The 24,011-nt window shown below is 66.5% G+C and carries 12 protein-coding genes; 6 read left to right on the top strand and 6 right to left on the bottom strand.

Going from position 1 to position 24,011, the window contains the following annotated elements:
* Nucleotides 1-180 precede the first annotated feature (180 nt).
* Entirely contained in the window at nt 181-11,352 is an 11,172-nt protein-coding gene (locus tag BMX85_RS28790; protein WP_229210718.1) for a beta strand repeat-containing protein, read from the bottom strand.
* A gap of 206 nt (nt 11,353-11,558) precedes the next feature.
* Between BMX85_RS28790 and nudC the strand changes: the two genes are divergently transcribed.
* Complete coding sequence (gene nudC / locus BMX85_RS28785; RefSeq protein WP_090327748.1) at nt 11,559-12,377, top strand: NAD(+) diphosphatase; 819 nt, start codon at nt 11,559-11,561, stop codon at nt 12,375-12,377.
* Nucleotides 12,374-13,681 carry a thioredoxin family protein gene (locus BMX85_RS28780; RefSeq protein WP_090327740.1) on the top strand — a complete coding sequence of 436 codons (1,308 nt, stop codon included), beginning with the start codon at nt 12,374-12,376 and terminating at the stop codon, nt 13,679-13,681. Before nudC ends, BMX85_RS28780 begins: the two co-directional genes overlap by 4 nt.
* 396 nt (nt 13,682-14,077) lie before the next feature.
* Here the strand turns inward: BMX85_RS28780 and BMX85_RS28775 are convergent, their stop codons facing one another.
* Entirely contained in the window at nt 14,078-15,820 is a 1,743-nt protein-coding gene (locus BMX85_RS28775) for a M20/M25/M40 family metallo-hydrolase (protein WP_090327736.1), read from the bottom strand.
* Nucleotides 15,821-15,850: 30 nt separating this feature from the next.
* A complete protein-coding gene (locus tag BMX85_RS28770; protein ID WP_090327732.1) occupies nt 15,851-16,759 on the bottom strand; it encodes a LysR family transcriptional regulator in 909 nt (302 codons plus the stop codon).
* 104 nt (nt 16,760-16,863) lie between these two features.
* On the opposite strand from BMX85_RS28770, the gene BMX85_RS28765 reads away from it, so the two are divergent.
* The 3 genes from BMX85_RS28765 (at nt 16,864) to BMX85_RS28755 (ending at nt 20,217) form a co-directional block, all read left to right on the top strand.
* On the top strand, nt 16,864-17,862 hold the full coding sequence (locus BMX85_RS28765; protein WP_090327728.1) for an aldo/keto reductase: 999 nt from the start codon (nt 16,864-16,866) through the stop codon (nt 17,860-17,862).
* Between the two features lie 157 nt (nt 17,863-18,019).
* Complete coding sequence (locus BMX85_RS28760; protein ID WP_090327725.1) at nt 18,020-18,379, top strand: DUF4148 domain-containing protein; 360 nt, start codon at nt 18,020-18,022, stop codon at nt 18,377-18,379.
* A gap of 209 nt (nt 18,380-18,588) precedes the next feature.
* Entirely contained in the window at nt 18,589-20,217 is a 1,629-nt protein-coding gene (locus tag BMX85_RS28755) for a methyl-accepting chemotaxis protein (RefSeq protein WP_090327721.1), read from the top strand.
* Between the two features lie 22 nt (nt 20,218-20,239).
* Here the strand turns inward: BMX85_RS28755 and BMX85_RS28750 are convergent, their stop codons facing one another.
* The 3 genes from BMX85_RS28750 to BMX85_RS28740 form a co-directional block, all read right to left on the bottom strand.
* Nucleotides 20,240-20,653, bottom strand: coding sequence for a hypothetical protein (locus BMX85_RS28750; protein ID WP_090327716.1), 414 nt, complete (start codon nt 20,651-20,653; stop codon nt 20,240-20,242).
* A gap of 21 nt (nt 20,654-20,674) precedes the next feature.
* A complete protein-coding gene (locus BMX85_RS28745) occupies nt 20,675-22,279 on the bottom strand; it encodes a methyl-accepting chemotaxis protein (RefSeq protein ID WP_090327713.1) in 1,605 nt (534 codons plus the stop codon).
* 88 nt (nt 22,280-22,367) lie between these two features.
* Nucleotides 22,368-22,964: an NADPH-dependent F420 reductase gene (locus tag BMX85_RS28740; RefSeq protein ID WP_229210717.1), complete on the bottom strand. Its 597-nt coding sequence runs from the start codon at nt 22,962-22,964 to the stop codon at nt 22,368-22,370.
* 114 nt (nt 22,965-23,078) lie between these two features.
* Here BMX85_RS28740 and BMX85_RS28735 point away from each other — a divergent pair, with 114 nt between their 5' ends.
* Nucleotides 23,079-24,002, top strand: a complete 924-nt coding sequence (locus BMX85_RS28735; RefSeq protein WP_090327705.1) for a LysR family transcriptional regulator — start codon at nt 23,079-23,081, stop codon at nt 24,000-24,002.
* Nucleotides 24,003-24,011: the final 9 nt, after the last annotated feature.

The following is a 24,011-nucleotide window of genomic DNA, read 5'->3' as shown; positions in this document are numbered from 1 at the left end:
CATACCTTTTGTCGCTGGATACGGGGCAACTTTTGGCTCAGGAGCAAGAATGTAAAACCACCTCTGCTCAACGGATAAACAACTCCGGGGTCAAGTCTGTCATTCGGACACAGGCTCCGCCGTATCGTGCAGATACGGTTGTGAGCGTGTCTTAATGACAGACTTGACCCCCGGGTGGGGTTAGCGGTCGGGGACGCTAAACCAGCTGGTGGCGCTGTGGCCGGCCTGCTCGCGGCGCGTGTTGGTGAGCGCGCCGGCGGCGCCTTGCAGACCCTGCCCGGCGTGGTACTGCTTGAGCGCGTCCGTCATCGCTTGCACGCTGTTTTCGGCGCCCGCGCCGGCGGCGCTCAACGCGGTCAGCTGTTGCGTTTGTGCCGCATCGTGGGCGCCGGGTGTTGCCGGATTGGCAGCGGTAAAGCTCGACAAGGCGTTGCTCAGGCCACTGACCTGCTGTTGCAGCGAGGCGGCCGGTGTTGCCGATGCTGCCTGTTTTTGCGCCAGGAACCAGACGTCGGCGCTGTCGTGCACGCTGCCGTCGGTGCCGGTGTAGCTCGACGTCAGGCCGATGACGTTGCCGTTTTGCTGCGCCAGCGCGTTGCTGGCGCCGGTGGCTATCGTGGCGATACCCAGTTGCGCCAGCGTCTTGAGCTCGTCGGCCTGGCTGACGCCGTCCGAATTGCCGTCGACCCAGACGCGCAGCGCGCCGAACGCGCCGTCGGCTTCGCTGATCTTGCCGTCGCCGTTGCTGTCGAGCGCGGCCAGCGCCGCGTAGCCGTCGGCCGCTTTGCTGCCGTCGGCCAGGGTCGTGGCGCTGCCGAACAGCTCGCCGCCGTCGTTGATGACGCCGTCGCCGTTGCGGTCCAGGGCCAGCAGGCCGTCCTGGTTGTCGACCCAGCCGGTGTGGACGGCCTGGCCGTCGCCGCGAATGTCGAACTGGACGCCCGCCGCGATGCTGACGGTGCGCACGCCGTTGCCGTCCAGGTCCAGCACCAGCGGCGTGGCGTAGTTGACCGAGGCGGCGTTGAGCGCCATCGTTTGCGTGACCGACATGGCCGCCACCTGGGCGCCGGTCAGGGCGTCCGCCTGCGCGATGCTGAGCGCGGTCAGATTGGCCGTGGTCAGCGACGGGATCTGCCCCGCCGTGAACGCGGCGATCTGGTCGGTGGTGAAGACCTGCAACTGGCTCGCCTTGAGGCCGGCCACTTGCGTGTTGGTCAGGCCGGCGATTTGCGCGGTCGACAGGTAGCCGATCTGCGTCACCGTCAGCGAACCGAGCTGGCTGGTGGTCCAGGCCGCCAGTTGCGTCGGCGTGAAGGCGTTGATCTGGTCGATCGTCAGCGCGGCGATCTGGGCGTTCTTCAGCGCGCCCATCTGCAAGGTGGTCAGCGCGGCGGCCTGGGTGCCGGTCAGCGCGTTGAGCTGCGTCGACGTCATCGTCTGGATTTGCGCCGTCGTCAGCGCTTGCAGCTGGGTGGTGTCGAAGGCGGCGACCTGGTCGACCGTCAGCGCGGTGACCTGGCTCAGCTTGATGCTGGCGACCTGCTCCGTGGTGAGGGCCTGGATCTGGCCGTTCGACAGCGCCGACAGCTGCGTGGTGTTGAGGTACCCGATCTGTGCGGTACGCAAGGCGCTGATCTGGCTGGTGCTCAGCGCGTACAGCTGGTCGGCCGTCATCGCGCCGAGCTGGGCGCTGGTGAGCGCCTGCACCTGCGTTGTGTTCAGGCCCGGCAACTGCGTGACGTCGAGGCTGGCAACTTGCAAGGTGCCCAGGGCGGCGACGTTGGCGGTGGCCAGCGCGCCGATCTGGTTGGTCGACAGCGCGATCACGGCGGTGACGCTGAGCGAGGCCGCCTGCGCGGTGCTCAGCGCGGCGAGCTGGTCGGTGCTGAAGACGGTGATCTGGGCGCCGTCGATGGCGGCGATCTGCGCCGTCTTGAGGCCGCGCACCTGGTTGGTGGTCAGCGCGGCGGTCTGGGCGGTACTCAGGCCGATGAACTGGCCGGCCGTCAATGCGGCGACGTCCTGGGTGTCGAGCGCGGCGACCTGGCCGGCGCTCATGGCGGCCAACTGCTCGGCCGTCAGCCACTGCATCTGCGCGGTGGACAGGCCGGTCATTTGCGCCGTCGCCAGCGCGGCGATCTGATCGGTGCTCAGGCTGCTGGCCTGGGCGGTGGTCATGGCGGCGATCTGGGTGGTGCCCAGCGCCCGGATCTGGTCGGTGGTCAACGCCAGCAGGTTGTCGATGGTCAAGCCATAGGCCAGCTGGGCAGTGCTCAGCGCGGCGATGTGGGCGATGTCGAGCGCGGCCACCTGCGCCGTTTGCAGGCCGTTGGCCAGCTGGCTGGTGCCGAAGGCGGCCAGTTGCGCCAGGGTCAGCGAATTGAGTTGTCCGGCGCCTAGCGCGGCGACTTGCACCGTGTTGATGGCGGCGATCTGGCGCGTGCTCAGGGCGACCAGATCGTCCGTTTCCAACGCGACGATCTGATCCGTCGTCAACGCGGTCACCTGTTGCGTGGTCAGGGTCGACGCTTGCGCGGTGCTCAGCGCGACGATCTGGTCGGTGGTGAGCGCTTGCACCTGGCTGCTGTTCAGCACCGAAGTTTGCGCGGTGCGCAAGGCGACGATCTGGTCGGTCGTCAGCGCGGCGATGCTGTCGCTGCCCAGGCCGTAGACGAGTTGCGCCGTTGTCAGCGAGCTGACGTGGTCGGCGTCCAGCGCGGCCAGTTGGGCCGTGTTCAGGCCGTTGCTGATCTGGCTGGTGGTCAAAGCGGCCAGTTCGGTCGTGGTCAGGCCATTGAGCTGGTCGCTGTTCAATACGCCGAGCTGGTCGCTGGTCAGGGCGACCATCTGGCGCGTGGTGAACGAGGACAGGTCGGCCGTCTCCAGCGCGACGATCTGCGCGGTCGTCAGCGCGGCGACTTGCTGCGTGGTCAGCGTCGACGCCTGCGCCGTGCTCAGCGCCACGATCTGGTCGGTGGTCAAGGCCTGCACCTGGCTGCTGTTCAGCACCGAGGTTTGCGCGGTGCGCAAGGCGACGATCTGGTCGGTCGTGAGCGCGGCGATGCTGTCGCTGCTCAGGCCGTAGACGAGTTGCGCGGTGGTCAGGGCGCTGACGTGGTCGGCGTCCAGCGCGACCAGTTGGGCCGTGCTCAGACCATTGCTGATCTGGCTGGTGGTCAAGGCGGCCAGTTCGGTCGTGGTCAGGCCGTTGAGCTGGTCGCTGTTCAGGGCGCCGATCTGGTCGCTGGTAAGGGCGACCATCTGGCGCGTGGTGAACGACGACAGGTCGGCCGTTTCCAGCGCGACGATCTGCGCGGTCGTCAGCGCGGCGATTTGCTGGGTGGTCAGCGTCGACGCTTGCGCCGTGGTCAGCGCAACGATCTGGTCGGTGGTCAATGCCTGCACCTGGCCGCTGCTCAGCACCGAGGTTTGCGCGGTGCGCAAGGCGACGATCTGGTCGGTCGTGAGCGCGGCGATGCTGTCGCTGCTCAGGCCGTAGACGAGTTGCGCGGTGGTCAGCGAGCTGACGTGGTCGGCGTCCAGCGCGACCAGCTGGGCCGTGCTCAGACCATTGCTGATCTGACTGGTGGTCAAGGCGGCCAGTTCGGTCGTGGTCAGTCCGTTGAGCTGGTCGCTATTCAGGACGCCGATCTGGTCGCTGGTCAGGGCGACCATCTGGCGCGTGGTGAACGACGACAGGTCGGCCGTTTCTAGCGCGACGATCTGTACGGTCGTCAGCGCGGCGACTTGCTGCGTGGTCAGCGTCGACGCTTGCGCCGTGCTCAGCGCAACGATCTGGTCGGTGGTCAATGCCTGCACCTGGCTGCTGTTCAGCACCGAGGTTTGCGCGGTGCGCAAGGCTACGAGCTGGTCGGTCGTCAGCGCGGCGATGCTGTCGCTGCTCAGGCCGTAGACCAGTTGCGCGGTGGTCAGCGAGCTGATGTGGTCCGCATCCAGCGCGGCCAGCTGGGCCGAACCCAGGCCGGTGTTGATCTGGCTGGTGGTCAACGCCGCCAGTTGGGTGGTGGTCAGTCCGTTGAGCTGATCGCTATTCAGCACGCCGATCTGGCGGCTGGTCAGGGCGACCATCTGGCGCGTGGTGAACGACGACAAGTCGGCCGTTTCCAGCGCGACGACCTGGGCCGTCGTCAGCGCCGCCACCTGGTTGGTGGCCAGCGACGCGGCTTGTCCCGTGGTCAACGCGGCGATCTGGTCGGTATTGAGGCCGGCGGCGATCTGGTCGGTGGTCAGCGCGGTGATTTGCGCCGTGGCCAGCGAGGCCACCTGGTCGGTCAGCAGGGCTTGCAACTGGCCGGTGCCCAACACCGTCACTTGCGCGGTGGACAGCGCAGCGAGGTCGACCGTCTCCAGCGCGGCCACCTGGTCGCTGCCCAGCGCGGTCAGCTGCGTGCTGCCCAGCGCGCGGATTTGGGCCGTGGTCAGGGCGACGATCTGGTCGGTGGTCAGGGCGGCGAATTGCGGCGCCTGCAGGTTCTTGATGGCGCTGGTGTTGATCGCGGCGAACTGGTCCGTGTTGAGCGCGGCCAACTGGGCCGAGTTCAGCGACGGCAACTGCACCGAGGTCAGCACCGCCACGTGGGCGGTTTCCAGCAGGCTCAATTGCAAGGTCGTCAGCGCGCCCAGCAACTGCGTGGTCAGGCCGGCGACGGCGCTGGTCGACAGCGCGTTGAGCTGTTCGGCGGTCAGCGCGCCGATCTGGTCGGTGGTGAAGGCGGCCAGCTGGTTGCTGTGCAGGGCGACGAAGTCCATCGTGCTCAGCGCGGCGATCTGGTCGGTGTTGAGCACGCTGATTTGCGCGGTGCTCAGCACGCCGACTTGCGCCGTGCCCAGCGCCCTGATCTGGTCGGTGTTGAAGGCGGCGATCTGACCGGTGCTCAGGCCGCCGATTTGCGTGGTGCCCAAGGTACTAACCAGGTCGGTTGTCAGCGCGGCGACGTTGGCGGTGGTCAAGGCGGCGATTTGCGACGTCTTGAGCACGGCGAAGTCGGCCGTCTCCAACGCGTTGAGCTGGTCGCTGCCAAGCGCGGCCACTTGCGCGGTGCTCAGCGCGGCCGTTTGCACGCTGCTCAGCGCGACGATCTGGTCGGTCGTGATCGCGGCGAACTGGGCGCTGTTGAGCGCGCCCAGTTGCGCACTCGACAAGGTGGCGAAGTTGTCGGTGCTGATGGCGGCGATCTGGTCGCTGCCGAGCACGCCCAACTGGCGGGTGGCCAGGTTGTCCATTTGCAAGGTGGTCAGCGCGGCGATCTGGTCGGTGGTCAGCGAGACCGCCTGCGCCGACGTCAGCGCGTCGAGCTGGGCGGTGGTGAGGTTTTGCAGCTGGTCGACGGTCAGCGCGGTCAATTGCACGGTGGTCAGCGCTTGCACCTGCGACGTTTTGAGCGCTTGCAGGTCGTCGGTGGCGATCGCCCGCACCTGGTCGGTGCCGAGCGCGACCAGTTGATTGCTGGTCAGCGCGGCCACTTGCGCGGTGGTCAGGTTGTCGATCTGGGCCAGGCCGAGCTGGCTGATCTGCCGGGTCCCCAGCGCGGCGATCTGGTTGCTGACAAGCGCGGCCAGGTCTTCCAGTTCCATCACGTTCAACTGGGCGGTGCTCAGCGCGGCGATCTGCGCGGTCGCCAGCTGGGCGACTTGGCGTGTCGTCAATTGGATGATCTGGTCGTCGCTGAGCGCCTGCAACTGGGCGGTGGTGAGCGCGTTCAGTTGGTTCGAGCCCAGGCTTTGCCACTGGTCGGCCAGCAGCGCGTTGAGCTGGTCGCTGGCCAGCGCGGCGATCTGTGAGGATTTGAGGGCCAGCAACTCGTCGGTGGTCAGCGCCTGGATTTGCGTCGTGGTCAGCGCCAGCAGCTGGTTGCTGCCCAGCGCCTGGGTTTGCGCGGTGGTGAGCGCGGCGATGCGGTCGACCGTCAGCGACTGGATCTGGTCGGTGCCCAGCGCGGCGATTTGCGCGGTCTTGAGCGCGGCCAGGTCTTCCAGTTCGATGGCGCCCAATTGCTGCGTGCTCAGCGCGGCCACCTGCGCCGTGGCCAGCTGCGCGTATTGTTGCGTCGTCAGCTGAATGATCTGGTCGGCGGTCAGCGCGCGCAACTGCGCGCTGCCGAGGGCGTTGAGCTGGCCCGAGCCGAGCGCCTGCACCTGGTCGATGACGAGGGCGGCGATCTGGTCGCTGCCGAGCGCGGCGATTTGCGCGGTCTTGAGCGACACCACCTCGGCGGTGGTCAACGCCTGCATTTGCGCCGTCGTCAGCGCGGCGATCTGGGCGGTCGCCAGGCCGCCGACCTGTGCGGTGGTCAGCGCCGTGATCTGGTCGTTGGTCAGCTGGGCGATGCGCACGGTGCTCAGCGCGACGATCTGCGTGACTTTTAGCTGGGCCACGTCTTCCAGTTCGATCGCGCGCAGCTGGTCGCTGCTCAACACGGCGATGCCGGCGGTGCTGATGCTGCCGATCTGGCGCGTGGTCAGCGCAACGACCTGGTCGGTGGTCAGGCCGGCGACCTGGTCGGTGGTGAGGCCGGCGATTTGGTTCTGGGTCAGTGCCTGGATCTGATCGGTGCTCAGGTTGCTCAGTCCGCCAAGCGCGGTCAATTGCGCGGCGCTCAGGGCGGCGAAGTCTTCCGAGCCCAGCGCGTGGATCTGGTCCGAGTTCAGCGACGACAGCTGGCTGGTCGACATCGCGGCGACTTGCCCGCTGGTCAGCGCCGTGACCTGGTCGGTGCTCAGCAGCGCGATATGGGCGGTGTTGAACGCGCCGATCTGCGCCGTCTTGAGCGCGCTGATTTCATCGGTGTTGAGCGCGGTCAGCTGGTTGCTGGTCAGGCTGGCGATCTGGCCGGTGGCCAGAGCGGCGACCTGTTGCGTCGTCAGCGAGGTGATCTGCGAAGTCAACAGGCTCTGGAACTGCGACGTGCTCAGCGACGCCAACTGGGCGGCGGTCATGCCCTGCAACTGGTCGGTGGACAGCGCGCCGAGCTGGGCGCTGTTGAGCACTTGCAGTTGCGCGGTCCGCAGCGCCGCCAGGTCGCGCGTTTCCAACGCGACGATCTGGCCGGTGACCAGCGCGCTCACTTGCTGGCTGGTCAGGTTGGCCACTTGCGTGACGGTCAGGCCGGCGATCTGGTCGCTGTTAAGCAGCACCAACTGTTCGGTGCCGAGCGCGGCGACTTGTTGGGTCTTGAACGCGGCCAGGTCTTGCGTTTCCAGCGCGGCCAGTTGGCCGGCGGTCAGCGCGTGCACCTGGGCGGTAGTCAAATTGCCCGCCTGCAGCGTGCTCAGCGCGGCGATCTGGTCGGTGCCGAGGGCGCGGAACTGGTCGCTGCCGAGCACCGCCATCTGGGCGGCCGTCAGCGAACGGAACTGGTCGCTGGTCAGCGCGGCGACCTGGCCGGTGGTCAGCGCCACCACTTGCACGGTTCTCAGCGCGGCGATGTCGCCGGTGGCGAAGGTTTGCAGTTGGTCGGTGCCGAGCGCGACGAGCTGGCCCGTGCTCAGGCCGGCGACCTGGGCACTGGTCAGCGCGGCGGCCTGCGCGGTGCTGAGGCTGGCGATCAGGCTGGTGCCCAGCGCGGCGATCTGCGCCGTCCGCAGGGCGGCGAAGTCCTGGCTTTCCAGCGCGTTCAATTGGTCGCTGCCGAGGGCGGCGACTTGTTGGGTGGACAGCGCGCTTACTTGCGTGGTGGTCAGCGCGATCAGCTGGTCGCTGTTGAGGGCGGCGATCTGCGCGGTGTGGACGGCGGCGATTTGCGCCGTCTTCATCAGCGCCAGCACGCCAGTGCCCAAGGCCAGCAATTGCTCGCTGCTCAGCAAAGCGACTTGCGTGGTGGACAAGCTGGTCACCTGCGCGGTGCTCAGCGCGGCGATCTGCGTGCTGTTCAGCGATCGCAGCTGGGCGCTGCCCAGGCCGTTCAGCTGGGCGCTGGTGAGCGCCTGCACCTGGTCGGCGCCGAGCGCGTTGAGGTTGGCGGTGCTCAGGCCGGCCAGTTGCGCCGTCCGCAGCGCGGCCAGGTCGCGCGTTTCCATCGCGGCGATCTGGGCGCTGGTCAAGGCCTGCAGCTGGCGCGTGCTCAGACTGGCGACCTGCATGGTGGTCAGCGCGACGATCTGGTCGGTGCCCAGCAGGCTGGTTTGATCGGTGCCCAGCGCGGCCAGTTGTGCCGTCTTCAGCGCGGCCACGTCGGCGGTCTCGAGCGCGAGCAACTGGTCGCTCGACAGGGCAGCCACCTGCGCGGTGCCCAGGTTGCTCGCCTGCGCCGTGGTCAGCGCGGCGATCTGATCGGTCGTCAGCGCCGCCAGCTGCTTGCTGGTCAGCGCGGCGATTTGATGGGTTTTCAGCGCTTGCAGCTGGTCGGTGCCCAGGGCCGCCACGCTGGACGTGCCGAGGCCGACGATTTGCTGCGACTTGAGCGCGACCAGGTCCTGGGTTTCCATCGCCACCAGCTGGTCGGTCGACAGCAGCGCCAGTTGTTGGGTGGACAGCGCGCCGGCTTGCGCGGTGGTCAATGCGACGATCTGGTCGGTGGTGACGGCGGCGAACTGGTTGGCGCTCAGCGCGTTCAGCTGCGACGACTTGAGCGCGGCCCAGTCGGCGGTGGTCAGCACGGCGATTTGCGCGGTCAGCAGGTAGCCGATCTGGGCGGTACTGAAGGCGTTGACTTGCGCCGTGGTCAGCGCGGCCAGCTGGTCCGAGTTCAACACCTGGATCTGGTCCGAGCTCAGTTGCGCGATCTGCGCGGTTTGCAGCCCGGCGACCTGGCCGACCGTCAAGGTGGCGATGGCTTTGGTGCCCAGGCTGAGCAACTGGCTGGTTTTGAGCGCGGCGAAGTCGCGCGTTTCCATCGCGGCGAGCTGGCCGGTGGTGAGCGCCTGCAGCTGGGGGCCGCTCAGGGCGGCGGCCTGCTGGGTCGTCAGCGCGACGATCAGGTCGGTGTTGAGCGCGGCCACCTGGGTCGGCGTCAGCGCGGCGATCTGCGCCGTCTTCAGCGCGGCGAAGTCGACCGTTTGCAGCGCGTTGAGCTGGTCGGTCGACAGGGCGGCGATGGCGCGGGTGCTCAGCGCGGCGGTCTGGGCGGTCGTCAGCGCGACGATCTGGTCGGTCGTCAGCGCGGCGAGCTGGCTGTTGGTGAGATTACTCAGCTGGGTGCTGGCGAGCGCGGCGAACTGGGTCGTCGTCAGCGCGGCGACGGCGCCGCTCGACAGCGCGGCCGCTTGCTGCGACTTGAGCGCGACCAGGTCCTGCGTTTCCATCGCGGCGATCTGGTCGCTGTTGAGGGTGGCGATTTGCTGGGTCAGCAGCGAGGCCGCCTGCTGCGACGTCAGGCCCGCGACCTGTTGCGTGGTGAGCGCAGCGAACTGTCCGGTCCCCAGGGCGGCGATCTGGCTGGTTTTCATGACGGCCAGGTCGCGCGTTTCGATGGCGGCGACCTGATCGCTGCTGAGCGCGCCGATCTGGCGGCTGGTCAGCGCGCCGGCCTGGCCGGTGGTCAGCGCGACGATCTGGTCGGTGCCGAGGGCGGCGGTCTGCTGCGTCGACAGCGCGGCGACTTGGGCGGTCGTCAGCGCCGCGACCTGGGCGGTGCCGAGCGCGGCGATATTCGCCGTGCCGACGCCGGCCAGCTGCTGGGTGCGCAGCGCGGCCAGGTCCTGCGTTTCCATGGCGTTCAACTGGTCGCTCGACAAGGCCGACAGTTGAAGCGAGCTCAGGGCGTTGGCTTGTGCGGTTTTCAGCGCGACGATCTGGTCGGTGCCCAGCGCGGCGATCAGGCCGGTGCCCATCGCGGCGAGCTGCTGGGTCTTGAGCGAGGCCAGGTTGGCCGTGCTCAGCGCGCCCAACTGCAAGGTCGACAACAGCGCCATGTTTTGCGTGCTCAGGCCGTTGGCCTGGGCGGTGTTCAGCACGGCGATCTGGTCGGTGCCCAGCGCGGCCAGTTGCGCCGTCTTCAGCGCGGCGATCTGCGCGGTCGTCAGCGCGGCGACCTGGCTGGTGCCCAGCGCGGCGATGCCCTGGGTCGAGATCGCGGCGATCTGGTGGGTGCGCAGCGCGGCCAGGTCCCGGGTTTCCAGCGCGGCGAGCAGCGCGGTGCCCAGCGACGCCAGTTGCGCGGTGCCCAGGCCGGCCGCCTGCGCGGTGGTCAGCGCGGCCATCTGGTCGGCGCCCAGCGCGTTGAGCTGCGCCGTCGTGAGGGCGGCGACCTGCGCCGTTTTCATGGCGGCGATGTCGCGCGTCTCGAGCGCGGCGACCTGCGCCGAGCCCAGCACGATGATTTGCGCGGTGGTCAGCGCGGCCACTTGATGGGTGCCCAGCGCGGCGATCTGGTCGCTGCTCAGGCCGCGCAACTGGGCGCTGCCCATCGCTGCCACCTGGGCGGTCGTCAGCGCGGCGATCTGATCGGTGCTGAGGACGCTGGTGGTGGCGGTGCCGAGCGCGTTCAATTGCTGGCTCTTGAGCGCGGCGAAGTCCTGGGTTTCCATCGCGGCCAGCTGGTCGCTGCTCATCTGGGCCAGTTGCAGGGTGGTCAGCGCGGCCGTTTGCGCGGTGGTCAGCGCGACGATCTGGTCGGTGCTGAGCGCGGCGAACTGTTTGGTGGTCAGCGCGGCGATCTGCGCGGTTTTCAGCGTGGCGAAGCCGGCGGTGCCGAGCGCGGCCAGCTGTTCGCTGGCCAGGGCGCCGATCTGCACGGTCGACAGGCTGCTGCTTTGCGCGGTGCGCAGCGCGGCCATCTGGCCGGTGGTCAGCGCGCCGAGCGCGGCGGTGCCGAGCGAGACCAGCTGCAGCGTGGTCAGGGCGCTGATGTCGTCGGTGTCGATGCTGGCCAGCTGGCTGTTGCTGAGCGCGGCCAACTGGCGGGTTTGCAGGGCGGCGGTCTGGCTGGACGTCAACGCGGCGATCTGGGCGGTACCGAGCGCGCGCAGTTGCGCCGTGTTCAGCGCGACCACCTGGCGTGTTTGCAGCGCGGCGATGTCGTCGGCCTCGACCAGCGCGATTTGCGCGGTCGTCAGCGCGGCGACCTGCACCGTCGCCAAAGCGGCGAACTGGTCCGTGGTCAAGCCGTGCACCAGTTGATCGTCCGTCAGGCTGATCATTTGTCCGGTCGTCAGCGCCTGGATTTGTTTGGTGGTGAAGCCGTTGCCGATCTGATCGGTGCTGAGCACGCGCAGATTCTGCGTCGATAGCGCGCGTAACTGGGCGGTGCCGATCGCGGCCAATTGCGAAGTCGACAGCACTGTCATGTGGGTTGTCGTAAGCAGGGCAATTTCGGCCGTCGTCAGCAGCGCCATCTGGCTCGGCTGCAGGCTGACGATTTGGTCGGTGGTGAATCCAGGTACTATCGATGGCATAATTTATCTCCTGACGGAAATATATCTTACCGGCAATTACCCTGATTGAGGGAAAAGACGGGCAAATGCATCGTAAATCTTGGTCTAAAAACAATCGCTTGGCGTTGTTTCCATCGCCACCTTGTCAAGACGATGGGGCAGGCAAAAGAAGCAAATAAGAAACACTGTAAGATAAGGGTTCGCGCGTAACCTTTCTTGTTCCCTCTATGCTGCTCACGCCCGCCACTTTTATTCCGCTGATTAATCCCGAACAGCACGACCGTGCGCTCACTTTCGTGTTCCACCGAGGGGAGTTGCTATTGCACAACGCCACGTTGGGTTTGCCGGACCCCGGGCAGGTCGCGGCGCTCGATCTGCCGGCCGAACGCGTGCATTCGCTAGGGACATGGGAGGGGCGTTACTATCAATTGGCGTGGCTGGACCAGCCGCTGCCGGTGGACGCGGAGCATGGCTACCACGGGCTGCGCTCGCTGTTCGGCGCGGTCGACGATGGCTTTTTGGGACTGGCGGGCAGGGCGTTCCAGTTGGCCGAATGGGCGCGCACGCATCGCTTTTGCGGCGCCTGCGGCACGCCGATGCAGCGGCTCACTGGCGAGCGCTGCTACAAATGCCAGGGCTGCGGCATGACTGCGTATCCGCGCATCTCGCCGGCGATGATGGTGCTCATCCGCAAAGGCGACTCGGTGCTGCTGGCGATGCACACCAACTCGCCGGCCAAGCGTTACACGGCGCTGGCCGGGTTCCTGGAGGCGGGCGAATCGATCGAGGAGGCCATCCATCGCGAGGTGTTCGAGGAGGTCGGGCTGCGCGTGCACAACCTGCGGTACTTCGGCAGCCAGTCGTGGCCGTTCCCGCATTCGCTGATGATCGCTTACACCGCCGACTATCTGGACGGCGAAATCCGCGTCGACCAGACGGAGATTTCCGACGCGCGCTGGTTCGGGCCGGACGACGTGTGGCCCGATTCGCCGGTGACCGTGTCGATCGCGGCCAAATTATTGAATGCCCACCGTCCAAAAGCATGAGCATCGCATGGAATGAAGTCCGGCACGCCGGCGAACTGGACGCGGCCTTCGCGCTGGCGCGCGCGCAACAACGTCCGCTCTTCCTGTACTGGGGCGCGGTGTGGTGCCCGCCCTGCAACCGCGTCAAATCGGACATCTTCGCGCGCGATGAATTCGTGCGGCGCTCGGCGTCGGTGTTGTGCTGCCATCTCGACGGCGACACGCCCGGCGCGCAGGCGCTGGCCGCGCGATACGGGCTGCGCAGCTATCCGACCCTGGTGCTGTTCGCGCCCGGCGGCGGCGAGATCACGCGCCTGCCGTGCGAGCTCGACGGCGAATTGTTCGTTGACGCGTTCGATACGGCGCTGGCCGTGCATGCGTCTGGTTCCAGCGCCGCCGACGCGCTTGCGGCGGCCTTGTCCGGCGCGCGCCAGATCGGCGCCAATGAATGGTCGTTGCTGAGCCGTTATTCGTGGGATACCGACGAGGGGCGTTTGCTGGCCGGGCGCGAACTGGCCGCGACCTTGCTGGCGCTGGTGCGCGTCTGCGACGATGCCGACGCGGCCGCGCGCCTTGGCCTGCATGCGCAACTGGCCGCCGCCGGCAAGGGTGTCGACGCGGCGGCCAACGCCGACGTGCTGATGGCGATTTTTTCGGATGCACGCCTTGCCCGCGCCAACATGGATATCCTCTGCAACAGCGGCGTCAACCTGATCAAGTTCGCCGGCCGGCGCGAGGAGTTGGCCGCTGTTCTCAGCGGCATGGCCGCGCGATGGGCCGACGATTTCTGGCTCGGCGCGCCGGACCGGCTGGCGGCGGTGCGGCTGCAAATGCGGCTGACGCGTTTGCTCACATCGACGCAGGGTTTGCAGCAGCAGGTGCGCGACCGGGTGGAAGCGGCGCTGGCGGAATCGACCGATCCGTATGAGCGGCACACCCTGGTCAACACGGCGGTCAGCGCGTTGAACGATGCGGGTTTGTCGGCGCAAGCGGAGCAGGTGTTGCTGGCGGAGTTGCCGCGCTCCCATTCGCCCTACTACTTCATGCTCAGCCTGGCGACAGCCGCCAAGCGGCGCGGCGACATGGCGGCGGCGGCCGACTGGTACGACAAGGCATGGAACGCGGCGGCCGGTCCGGCGACGCGCTTGCAGTGGGGCGTGACGTATCTGAATAGTCTGCTGGAGTTGTCGCCGCACGACGCCGCGCGCATCGATCAGGCCGAGCGCGGCCTGCGGGCCGATATCGCCGCGGCCGGCGCCGACGCCTTCGAGCAACGCAACCTGGCTCAGTTACAAAAGCTGCGTGACGAGAAATGGCTTGCGTAAAGGCAGGCGCGATCTCGGCTACCGCGTAGCCCGCAACCTCAACCTTCGGGGTCAGGTCCGACATTCGGACATTGCGGAACTTCCAGTGTGCCAAAAAGTTCCGCATATTTTCCGGTTTGTCCGAATGTCGGCACTGACCCCGGGTTTTAACGCAGCCTCAACCTTCGGGGTCACCTTCGGGGTCAGGTCCGACATTCGGACATTGCGGAACTTCCAGTATGCCAAGAAGTTCCGCATATTTTCCGGTTTGTCCGAATGTCGGCACTGACCCCGGGTTTTAACGCAACCTCAACCTTCGGGGTCAGGTCCGACATTCGGACATTGCGGAACTTCCAGTGTGCCAAGAAGTTCCGCATATCTTCCGGTTTGTCCGAATGTCGGCACTGACCCCGGGGGTTAACGCGGGGCTGGCTTGCGGCGGAACTCGGCGTTCGGCTTCCATTGCGGCACGTCTTTGTTTTGCGCGATGTGGTAGCCGGTCTGGAACAGCAGGGCGATGTCCTCCACCGCGCCGCGCGTGTCCCACTTGGGATCGACGACGTCGTTGACCGTGTGGTATTGCTGCGCGCTGTAGCGCATGAGCTTTTCGCGGCCGTAGCCGGCCGGCTTGCCGATGAAGTCGAGACTGTCGCTGAGGTACACCACCGGCACGCCGGCCTTGGCGAATTCGATCTGGTCGCCGCGATAGAAATTGCCGTACTCGCCGTTGCTGTCCGGACGCACCGCCCGGCCCTGGCCGCGCGCGACGCTGACCACCACGTCGTCCGCCGTCGATTGGCCCATGCCGCGCAATTCCACCGTGCGCGTGCGGCCCCAGACGTTCATGCCCTGCAAGTTGATGTTGACCAGCGTTTTGTCGATCGGATACAGCGGGTTGCGCGTGTAGTATTTGGCGCCCAGCTGGCCGCGCTCCTCGCCCGTGGTCGCCAGGAAGACGATGGTGCGCTTGGGCGCGACCGGCAATGCCTTGTAGGCCTTGGCGATCTCGAGCAGCGTGGCGACGCCGGCGGCGTTGTCGAGCGCGCCGTGGAAGATTTGCTGCGTGCGCGGGCCCGGCAGGGTTTCGTCGATGCCGAAGTGGTCCCAGTGCGCGCTGTAGACGATCACTTCGTGCTTGAGCAGCGGGTCGGAGCCGGCGATCCTGGCCACGACGTTGTGCGAGGCGACTTCGCGCCAGGCGTTCAGTTCGCTCACCTTGAGTTTGACGCCGAGCGGCACCGGCTTGAAGTCGCGCGATAGCGCCTGCTTTTTCAGCGTCTCGAAGTCGAAGCCGCCGGCCTTAAAGACGTCGCGCGCGCGGTCGAACTGCAACCATCCGGGCACGGCCGGAAAGTCCGGGTCCGGCGCCTTGTCGAAAATGGCGAAGTTCTCGCGGCTCCAGCTGTTGCGCACGACCTCGTACGGGTAGGCGGCCGGCTTGGCCTCGTGCACGATCAACGCGCCGGCCGCGCCCATCCTGGCCGCCATTTCATATTTGTAGGCCCAGCGGCCATAGTAGGTCATCGCGGCGCCGCCGAACACGGCCGGGTCGAGCCGCTTGGGCTGCTTGGGGTCCGGCAACGGCGGGTCGTTGATCAGCATGACCAGGGTCTTGCCTTTCAGGTCGGCGCCCTTGTAGTCGTCCCAGCGATATTCCGGCGCCTGCACGCCGTAGCCGACGAAGACCAGCTCGGAGTCGGTGACGTCGATCTGCCGCTCGGCGCGCGCCGACCAGGCGACGTAGTCGTCGCCGAAGATGAGCTGCGTGACCGCTCCGTCCCTGGCGGCGTAGCTCATCGTCGGGTGGCTGGAGATGCCGACCGTCGGCACCTGTTGCAGATACGTGCCGTCCGGATTGCCCGGCTCCAGGCCCAGTTTCCTGAACTGCTGCTGCAGGTAGTCGATGGTGAGCTGTTCGCCGCGCGTGCCCGGCGCGCGTCCCTCGAAGTCGTCCGACGCGAGCGTGGTGACGTGCTCGAGCCAGCTACCGGCGTCGATCTGCTGCCGCGCGCCGTGCAGCATGCGGGCCGTGGAAGCCGCCGCCGCCGCTGCCGACGCGGCCGCCGCCCGGGCGGTGGGCGTGCCGGGCGCCGGGGGCGTTGCCGCGAGGCTGGCGCATGAATAACTGGCCAGCAGCGCCGTCGACAGGAGCAGTTTCATGAAAATAACTTTTGTTAAGGGAGGATGGCCTCATTCTGACACATTTTGTTGCTCAATGACACTAATTAACCAATCCACAAACAGCCGCACCCTCGGCGACAGGTGGCGGTTGTGCGAATACACGATATTGAGGGGCATCGCCGCCGGCCGCCACGCGGGCAAAACCTCCTCCAGCGCACCCGATGCGAGCAGCGGCAGGATGGTCTGGCTGGGCACCTGGATCAGGCCCAGCCCGGCGACGCAGGCCGCGATGTACGCCTCGGTACCGCTGACGGAGACCTGGCTGCGCATCGCCAGCGTGCGTTCGGCGCCGTCGGCGTCGACATATTCCCAGTCCATGTCCCGCCCGGTCTGGCTGGAAAAAAAATTGACCGCGTAGTGGTGTTGTAAATCGTCCAGTGTCCGCGGCCGGCCGTGGCGTTCCAGATACGCCGGGGAGGCCAGGTTGACCTGTTGCAGGTTGCCGATGCGCCGCGCCACCAGGGTGGAGTCGCGCAAGGTGCCGCCGCGCACGGCGCAATCGATGCCCTCGCCGACCAGATCGGCGAAACGGTCGCCGGAGCCCAGCCGCACCTGGATGTTCGGATGGCGCTCGAGGAAACCGGGCAGCGCCGGAATGACGATCAGGTGCGCCAGCCGCTCCGGCAGCTCGACCCGCACCGCGCCGCTGAGCAGGCGGCCGTCGCCGGCGAACAGCCCGTTCATGTCCTCGAGGTCGTTGAGCAGCGCGGTGCAGCGCGCCAGATATTGCGCGCCCTCGGCCGTGAGGCTGACCTTGCGCGTGGTGCGCTGTAGCAATCGCACGCCGAGCTGCTGTTCGATGGCTTGCACGGCGTTGGTGACCGTCGGCTTGGGCAGGTTGAGCCGCACGGCGGCCTGGGTGAAACTCTTGCAGTCCGCCACCGCGCGGAAGATCTGCATCGCCTTGATCTGATCCATGATTGTTATCGCTATTCGAATGAAGTAATGGATTTATAGCTGTTTATTACTTCTATCGATAATAGCATAATGGTTGTTCCGCTTATCCACCTGAGGAGCACATCATGCAAACACGCAAACTTGGCCGCACCGGCCCGCAAGTCTCGCAACTGGGCCTGGGGCTGATGGGCATGTCCGACCTGTACGGCCCGGCCGACCGCGCCGAGAGCCTGGCCACCATCCGCGCCGCGCTCGACGCCGGCGTCACGCTGCTCGACACCGGCGATTTCTACGGCATGGGCCACAACGAGTTGCTGCTGCACGAAGCGCTGCAAGCGGGCGGCCGCGACAGCGTCAACATCAGCGTCAAGTTCGGCGCGATGCGCGATCCGGCCGGCAACTGGGTCGGTTACGACGCCCGTCCTGCGGCCGTGAAGAACTTCGCCGCCTACAGCCTCAAGCGGCTCGGTGTCGGGCATATCGACATCTACCGCCCGGCGCGGCTGGACCCGTCGGTGCCGATCGAGGACACCGTCGGCGCCATCGCCGAACTGGTCAAGGCCGGCCACGTGCGCCACATCGGGCTGTCCGAGGTCGGCAGCGAGACCTTGCGCCGGGCCCACGCGGTGCATCCGATCAGTGATCTGCAAATCGAATATTCGATGATTTCACGCGGCCTCGAGGACGGCATCCTGCCAACCTGCCGCGAACTGGGCATCGGCATCACCGCCTACGGCGTGCTGTCGCGCGGCCTGATCAGCGGGCATTGGAGCAAGCAGCGCGCCGGCGAGGCCGACTTCCGTGGCCAGGCCAGCCCGCGCTTCCAGGGCGGCAACCTGGACCACAACCTGGCGCTGGTGGAGAAAGTGCGCGCCATCGCCGACGAACTCGGCGTGTCGGTGGCGCAGGTGGCGATCGCCTGGGTGGCGGCGCAGGGCGAGGACATCGTCCCGCTGGTGGGCGCCCGCACCCGCGCCCGCCTGACGGAGGCGCTGGGCGCGAACGCGCTGCGGCTGTCGGCGGCGGACCTGGCGCGGCTGGAACGGGCGGTGCCCGCCGACGCCGCCGCCGGCGACCGCTACAACGCCCATGCGGCCGTCTCGCTCGACAGCGAAAAGCGCTGATTTCCGCCTGATGATCGGATAATCGGATGGGTTTGACCGGAAAATTGCACTTTTTTATCTGAATTTTTAATACTAAGATGACTTATCGACAAACAACGCAGCACCGGCCGATAAGCGCTCTCCGGAGCATTACGCTAATCAGATAAGGAGCAATAAAATGAACGTCAAATCCATCATCGCATCGGTTTCGCTGCTGGTTGCCGCCGGCGCCGCTTTCGCCCAGGCACCCTCGGGCCAGTTGACCCGGGAACAAGTCATCGCCGAGACCGTCGCGGCGCGCGCCGCCGGCCAGCTCGACCTGAACGAAGGCACCATCACCCAATCGTTCGCCAGTGTGCCGACGAGCACCGTGAGCCGCGACAACGTCAAAGCCGAAACCATCGCCGCCCGCGATGCTGGCCGGCTGGACCGCAACGAAGCGTATGACGACGTCGCCTACATGACGCCGAGCGACCGCAAGGCCAACGTCAAGGCGCAAATGGCCGCCAAAAGCGCCAAAGGCAACACGACACAGTAAGTAGCCGGCCGCCGGCGGCGGCGCGGCGACGGCCGCCTGCCCACCGATCTTCACCAGTCAGCGAACGGGCGCAGCGATAAAAATCGCCGCGCCCGTTTTTATTGCTGAGTTGTTAATCTCTAATTCCCAAATAAACAACAGGGTAGCGTTATCACGCCCTGCATTTAACATTTTTCGGTATAGTTTCCTGTAGAAAACAGGAGACTTCCATGAACAAATTGTCTTTCCAGCAGAAGCTGTGGGTGCCGTTGATTTGCAGCCTGCTCTGTATCACCGCGATTTTCCTGTACGAGACGATCCAGACGCGCAACTTGCGCATCGAAGAACGCAGCAACGAATTACGCCACATCGACGACGCCGGCCTGAGCATCGTCAAGCAGTTCGGCGACAAGGCCGCCAACGGCACCATGACCAAGGAAGAAGCGCAAAAGCAGGCGCTGGCGCTGATCAAGGGGCTGCGCTACGGCAAGGACGGCTATATCACCATCACCAGCGGCACCGTCTCGCTGATGAACCCGTTCAAGGCGGAAAACGACGGCAAGGACATGGTCGATTTCAAGGACCCGAACGGTACCTACCTGTACCGCGACATCCAGGCCGCCGGCGCCTCGCCGGACGGCGCCGGTTTCGTGCGCTACTGGTGGACCCGGCCGAACACCACCGTGCCGGTGCCCAAGATGAGCCGCGTGCAGCACTATGGCCCGTGGAACTGGGACCTGACCACCGGCGTCTACATGGATGACATCGACATCGCCTTCCGCGCCTCGCTGCTCAAGTCGGCCGGCCTGCTGGCGGGCGTGTGCCTGTTGCTGTGGACCATCGTCAGCCTGGTCAACAAGAGCCTGCGCCACACCATCGGCGGCGACCCCGACTACGTCAGCAAAGTGGCGCTGGAAATCGCCGGCGGCGACCTGAGCGCGTCGATCAAGACCCACGCCACCGACGACGCCAGCATCCTGTTCGCGATGAAGTCGATGCAGGCGCGGCTGGCCGAGACCATCGGCGAGATCCGCCGCAGCGCCGACACCATCGCCACCGCCTCGGGCGAGATCGCCTCGGGCAATATGGACTTGTCGGCGCGCACCGAATCGCAGGCCAGTTCGCTGGAAGAGACGGCCGCGTCGATGGAGGAGTTGACCTCGACCGTCACGCAGAACGCCGACAACGCGGTGCAAGCCAACCAGCTGGTCATGTCGGCCTCGGCGGTTGCCGAAAAAGGCGGCAAGGTGGTCTCGCAGGTGGTGCAGACGATGGACACGATCAACGCCTCGGCGACGCGGATTGTCGACATCATCAGCGTCATCGACGGCATCGCGTTCCAGACCAACATCCTGGCGTTGAACGCGGCCGTCGAAGCGGCGCGTGCGGGCGAGCAGGGCCGTGGCTTTGCGGTGGTGGCGTCCGAAGTGCGCAACCTGGCGCAGCGCTCGGCCGGCGCGGCCAAGGAGATCAAGGAGCTGATCAACGCTTCGGTCGACAGCATCAGCGCCGGCAGCGCGCTGGTGGCGGAGGCCGGCACGACGATGGATCAGGTGGTGGCCAGCGTGTCGCGCGTGACGCAGATCATGTCGGCGATCACGGCCGCGTCGAGCGAGCAGAGCACGGGCATCGGCCATGTCAACACGGCGATCACGGAGATGGATTCGGTCACGCAGCAGAACGCGGCGCTGGTGGAGCAGGCGGCCGCCGCGGCGGGCAGCATGCAGGAGCAGGCCGGCAATCTGGCCGAGCTGGTGAGCCGGTTCAAGTTGAGCGGCGACCAGCAGCAGAGCGTGGCGAGCCATCAGCCGCGTCCGGCGGCCAAGCCGGCCCCGCGCCGGATGGCGCTGTCGCGCTAAGCGCCGCCCGACGTCTCGGGGGTTATTGCGCCGGTTCCAGCACCGCCGCTTCGAACACCAGCTTGCCCCCGTCGACGCGGAACACGCCGATCAATTCCCCGCCGTCGCCTTTGACATTCGGATACTGCGTGCAGGTTTGCGTCTCGATCTGCCACATTTCGCCGCCGGCGCGCAGCGTCCACACGTTATCCCCGCCGGACAGCAACTCGATCTCGACATCGTCGGCCGGCATGTCCGACAGCTCGATCCTGCGCAGGCACTGCGGCAAATGCTGCATGATCAATTCCACGCTGCTGTCGCTGCTCCAGAAGTATTTTTGGGTCCGGTGCACGGTCATCACATGCTCGCTGTTGCCGCTCTCCGGGTAGTACGAGGCGCTATCGTCGACACACGCCGTCAGCATCAGGGACATCAGTACTATCAGTATCTTGCGCATGGGCGGGTTTCCGGTCGGGTGCTATCGGGTTTGCAACATTATAGCCGTCCCCGGCGCCGCCAGCCGCATTGCCGGCGCCGCCGCGCCGGTTTTGAAGAAACCGACCACCCGCGCCAGCGCCTCCGCCTGCTCCTGCATGCTCTGCGACGCGGCCGCCGCCTGTTCGACCAGCGCGGCGTTCTGCTGCGTGACCTCGTCCATCTGCGTGATGGCGACGTTGATCTGCTCGATCCCCATCGTCTGTTCCTGGCTGGCCGAGGTGATCTCGCCCATGATGTCGGTCACGCGCTGGATGCTGTCGACGATGTCGCCCATGGTCTGCCCGGCCTCGTTGACCAGTTTGGAGCCGTCGTCGACGTTGGCCACCGAGGCCGAGATCAGTTCCTTGATCTCCCTGGCCGCCGCCGCCGAGCGTTGCGCCAGGTTGCGCACCTCCGACGCCACGACCGCGAAGCCGCGACCCTGCTCGCCGGCGCGCGCCGCCTCCACCGCCGCGTTCAGCGCGAGGATGTTGGTCTGGAAGGCGATGCCGTCGATGACCGAGATGATGTCGACGATCTTGCGCGACGAGGCGTTGATCGATCCCATCGTGTCGACCACCTGGGCGACGATGGCGCCGCCCTTGCTGGCCACCTCCGACGCGCTGCGCGCCAGGGTGTTGGCCTGGCGCGCGTTGTCGGCGTTCTGCTTGACGGTGGAGGTCAGCTCCTCCATCGACGACGCGGTTTCCTCCAGCGAGCTGGCTTGCTGCTCGGTGCGCGAGGACAGGTCCATATTGCCGGCGGCGATTTCGTTGGAGGCGACGGTGATGGTGTCCGTGCCTTGCCGTACCTGGCCGACGACGTTGAGCAGGCTGTCGTTCATCGACTTGAGCGCGTTGAGCAGGCGGCCCGTTTCGTCGGTGGCGGTCACCTCGATGCGGGTCGACAGGTCGCCGGCGGCCACCGTCTCGGCCAGGTCGACCGCGGCGTTGAGCGGCACCGTGATCGAGCGCGTGATGAACCAGGCCACGGCCGCGCCCAACGCCACGGCCAGCACGCCCAGGCCCACCAGCAGCAGCTCGGAGGACCGCACCACCGCCGCGACGTCGTCGCCGGCCTGTTTGGCCTGCGCGCTTTCATGGGACAGGATGTCGTTCAGTACCGTGAGCACCGCTTGCAGGCCGGGAGCCGCCGTCTGCGTCAGGTAGGCGGTGGCGTCCTGGATTTCGCCTTCCTTGCGCAGCTCGATCACCTTGTTGTTCTTGGCCGCGCCGTCGGCGATCAGCGCCTCCAGGTTGGCCAGCATGGCCTTTTCCCTGGCGTCGGTGGCGCGCGCGGACAGGATCTTTTTCGCCTCGCCGTACTTCTTGCGCGCTTCGGCGATTTTCTGCAACTGGGCGTTGACTTCCGGCGTGCTCGGAACCACGACGATATTGGTCAGGTGTAGCGTGATGTCGCGGACGCTGTCGACCATATTGTTGGCCGCTTCCATCTTGACGTTCTTGTCTTCGACGATGTCTTGCGTGCTGCTGCCGATGCGGCTCATGGAACTGAGCCCCAGCGCCAGGACGGCGACCAGCAGCGCCAAAACGATGGCGAAACCGGCGCCGAGGCGGGTTCCGATTTTTACGTGGTCGAGGGTCATGGCGGCAATCCTTTAGTTCACGGGGGCAATTCTTTCAATATACCCGTCCGTGCCCCTGAAAGGAATGCGCTGTCGTGGTCCAGCAACGTTAGCCGAATTTGACGAGATTGAGCACCGGCAGCGGGCCGCCGGGGAACTGCGCGAGGCGTCCGCCGCCATCGAGCGTGCCCAGGTCGACGCCGGCGAATCCCAGCTGGTCGATCAACCGGCCGATGGTTTTTTTGGCGTCGGCGTCGTCGCCCGAGTAGAACAGCACACGGCGTCCGCCCTCCGATCGCGGATCGCTTTGCAGCAGCGCGGCGCCCAGATGGTTGAAGGCCTTGACCACGCGGGCGCCGGGCAGCAGGTCGGCCAGCACCAGGCTCGATGCGCGGCCGCCCAGGTCCACCGCTTTGAACGACGGCACTTCGAGCGCGTTGTTGGCGTCGATCACGATGCGGCCGTTCCACGCCGGCAGACTGCGCACGGCGTCGGGGATGCGGCTCCACTGCACGGCGAGGAAGACCACGTCGGCCTTGGCCGCTTCGTCGATGGCGACGGGGCGGATGTTCGGCAGCTCCGCGTGCAGTTCGGCCAGCGATTCCGGACCGCGGCTGTTGGCGATGGTGGCGGCGATGCCGGCCTTGGACAGGTTGCGTGCGATGGCGGAACCGATGGCGCCTGCGCCGATGATGGAGATGTTCATGTTGTGCTTCCTTTCGTTGATCGGGTGTCGATGAATCCAGTATGGCCGCCGTCGCTTGCTACGGGTAGTCATAGCTTGGTAGTATCAGCTTCAAGCAAACGTTGAAAGCATGCCTTGGAAACGCTGTCCAACCTCGAATCCTTCGTCCGCAGCGCCGAATCGTCCAGCTTTTCGGCGGCGGCGCGGCGCCTGGCGCTGACGCCGGCCGCCGTCAGCCGCAACGTGGCGCAGCTGGAGCGCAACCTCGGCGTGCGGCTGTTCCAGCGCACCACGCGCGGGTTGACCCTGACCGAGGCCGGCGAACGGTTTTTGAATTCCGTCGGCGCGGGGCTGGACGGCATCCAGGGCGCGATCGCGGAGGTGACGGCCAAGGCGGGCGAGCCGGCCGGGGTGCTGAAACTGAGCATGGCGCCCGGCTTCGGCCGCCGCCACGTGCTGCCGCTGATGCCGGCGTTCATGGCGCGCTATCCGGCGCTCACCCTGGACATCAATGTGGAGAATCGCCGCGTCGACCTGGTGGCCGGCGGCTTCGATGCGGCGATCGGCGGCGGTTTCGAGCTGGCGCCCGGCGTGGTGGCGCGGGAGTTGATGCCGGCCCACGGCGTGGTGGTGGCGTCGCCGGCATATATGAAGGGGCGCAAGGCGCCGGTGACGCCCGCCGACCTGGCGGACCTCGACGCGATCGTCATGCGCTCGCCGCAGAGCGGCAGGGCCAAGGCGTGGGAGATGCGCAACCGCGCCGGCGACGGGATGTCGGCGCCGCTGCGGCCAAGCGTGTTTTTAAACGATCCCGATGCGATCCGCACGGCGGCGTTGATGGGCATGGGCGTGGCGATGCTGGTGATGACCGATCTGGGGACGCACCTGGAGAGCGGCGAGCTGCAACGCGTGCTGCCCGACTGGTATCTCGATATCGGCGCGATCTCGCTGTACTTCACCAGCCAAAAACTGATGCCCGCGAAGACGCGGGCATTCGTGGATTTTATGACGCAAGCGTTCCGCGAACAGAAAATGGCGGAACGCTATTCGGCGCTCTAGGCTCGCGAT

It is taken from the genome of Duganella sp. CF517 (assembly GCF_900110275.1).
Classification (GTDB): Bacteria; Pseudomonadota; Gammaproteobacteria; order Burkholderiales; family Burkholderiaceae_D; genus Rugamonas.
Note: the sequence above shows the minus strand (reverse complement) of the source record. Positions and strands in the feature narration are given on the sequence as shown.

What these genes read in the sequence shown, in the direction of transcription:
- BMX85_RS28770 (WP_090327732.1), bottom strand. Translation starts at nt 16,759, where the DNA reads ATGGATCAGATCAAGGCGATGCAGATCTTCCGCGCGGTGGCGGACTGC.
- BMX85_RS28790 (WP_229210718.1), bottom strand. Translation starts at nt 11,352, where the DNA reads ATGCCATCGATAGTACCTGGATTCACCACCGACCAAATCGTCAGCCTG.
- BMX85_RS28765 (WP_090327728.1), top strand. Translation starts at nt 16,864, where the DNA reads ATGCAAACACGCAAACTTGGCCGCACCGGCCCGCAAGTCTCGCAACTG.
- BMX85_RS28775 (WP_090327736.1), bottom strand. Translation starts at nt 15,820, where the DNA reads ATGAAACTGCTCCTGTCGACGGCGCTGCTGGCCAGTTATTCATGCGCC.
- BMX85_RS28755 (WP_090327721.1), top strand. Translation starts at nt 18,589, where the DNA reads ATGAACAAATTGTCTTTCCAGCAGAAGCTGTGGGTGCCGTTGATTTGC.
- BMX85_RS28745 (WP_090327713.1), bottom strand. Translation starts at nt 22,279, where the DNA reads ATGACCCTCGACCACGTAAAAATCGGAACCCGCCTCGGCGCCGGTTTC.
- BMX85_RS28750 (WP_090327716.1), bottom strand. Translation starts at nt 20,653, where the DNA reads ATGCGCAAGATACTGATAGTACTGATGTCCCTGATGCTGACGGCGTGT.
- nudC (WP_090327748.1), top strand. Translation starts at nt 11,559, where the DNA reads ATGCTGCTCACGCCCGCCACTTTTATTCCGCTGATTAATCCCGAACAG.
- BMX85_RS28760 (WP_090327725.1), top strand. Translation starts at nt 18,020, where the DNA reads ATGAACGTCAAATCCATCATCGCATCGGTTTCGCTGCTGGTTGCCGCC.
- BMX85_RS28740 (WP_229210717.1), bottom strand. Translation starts at nt 22,964, where the DNA reads ATGAACATCTCCATCATCGGCGCAGGCGCCATCGGTTCCGCCATCGCA.
- BMX85_RS28780 (WP_090327740.1), top strand. Translation starts at nt 12,374, where the DNA reads ATGAGCATCGCATGGAATGAAGTCCGGCACGCCGGCGAACTGGACGCG.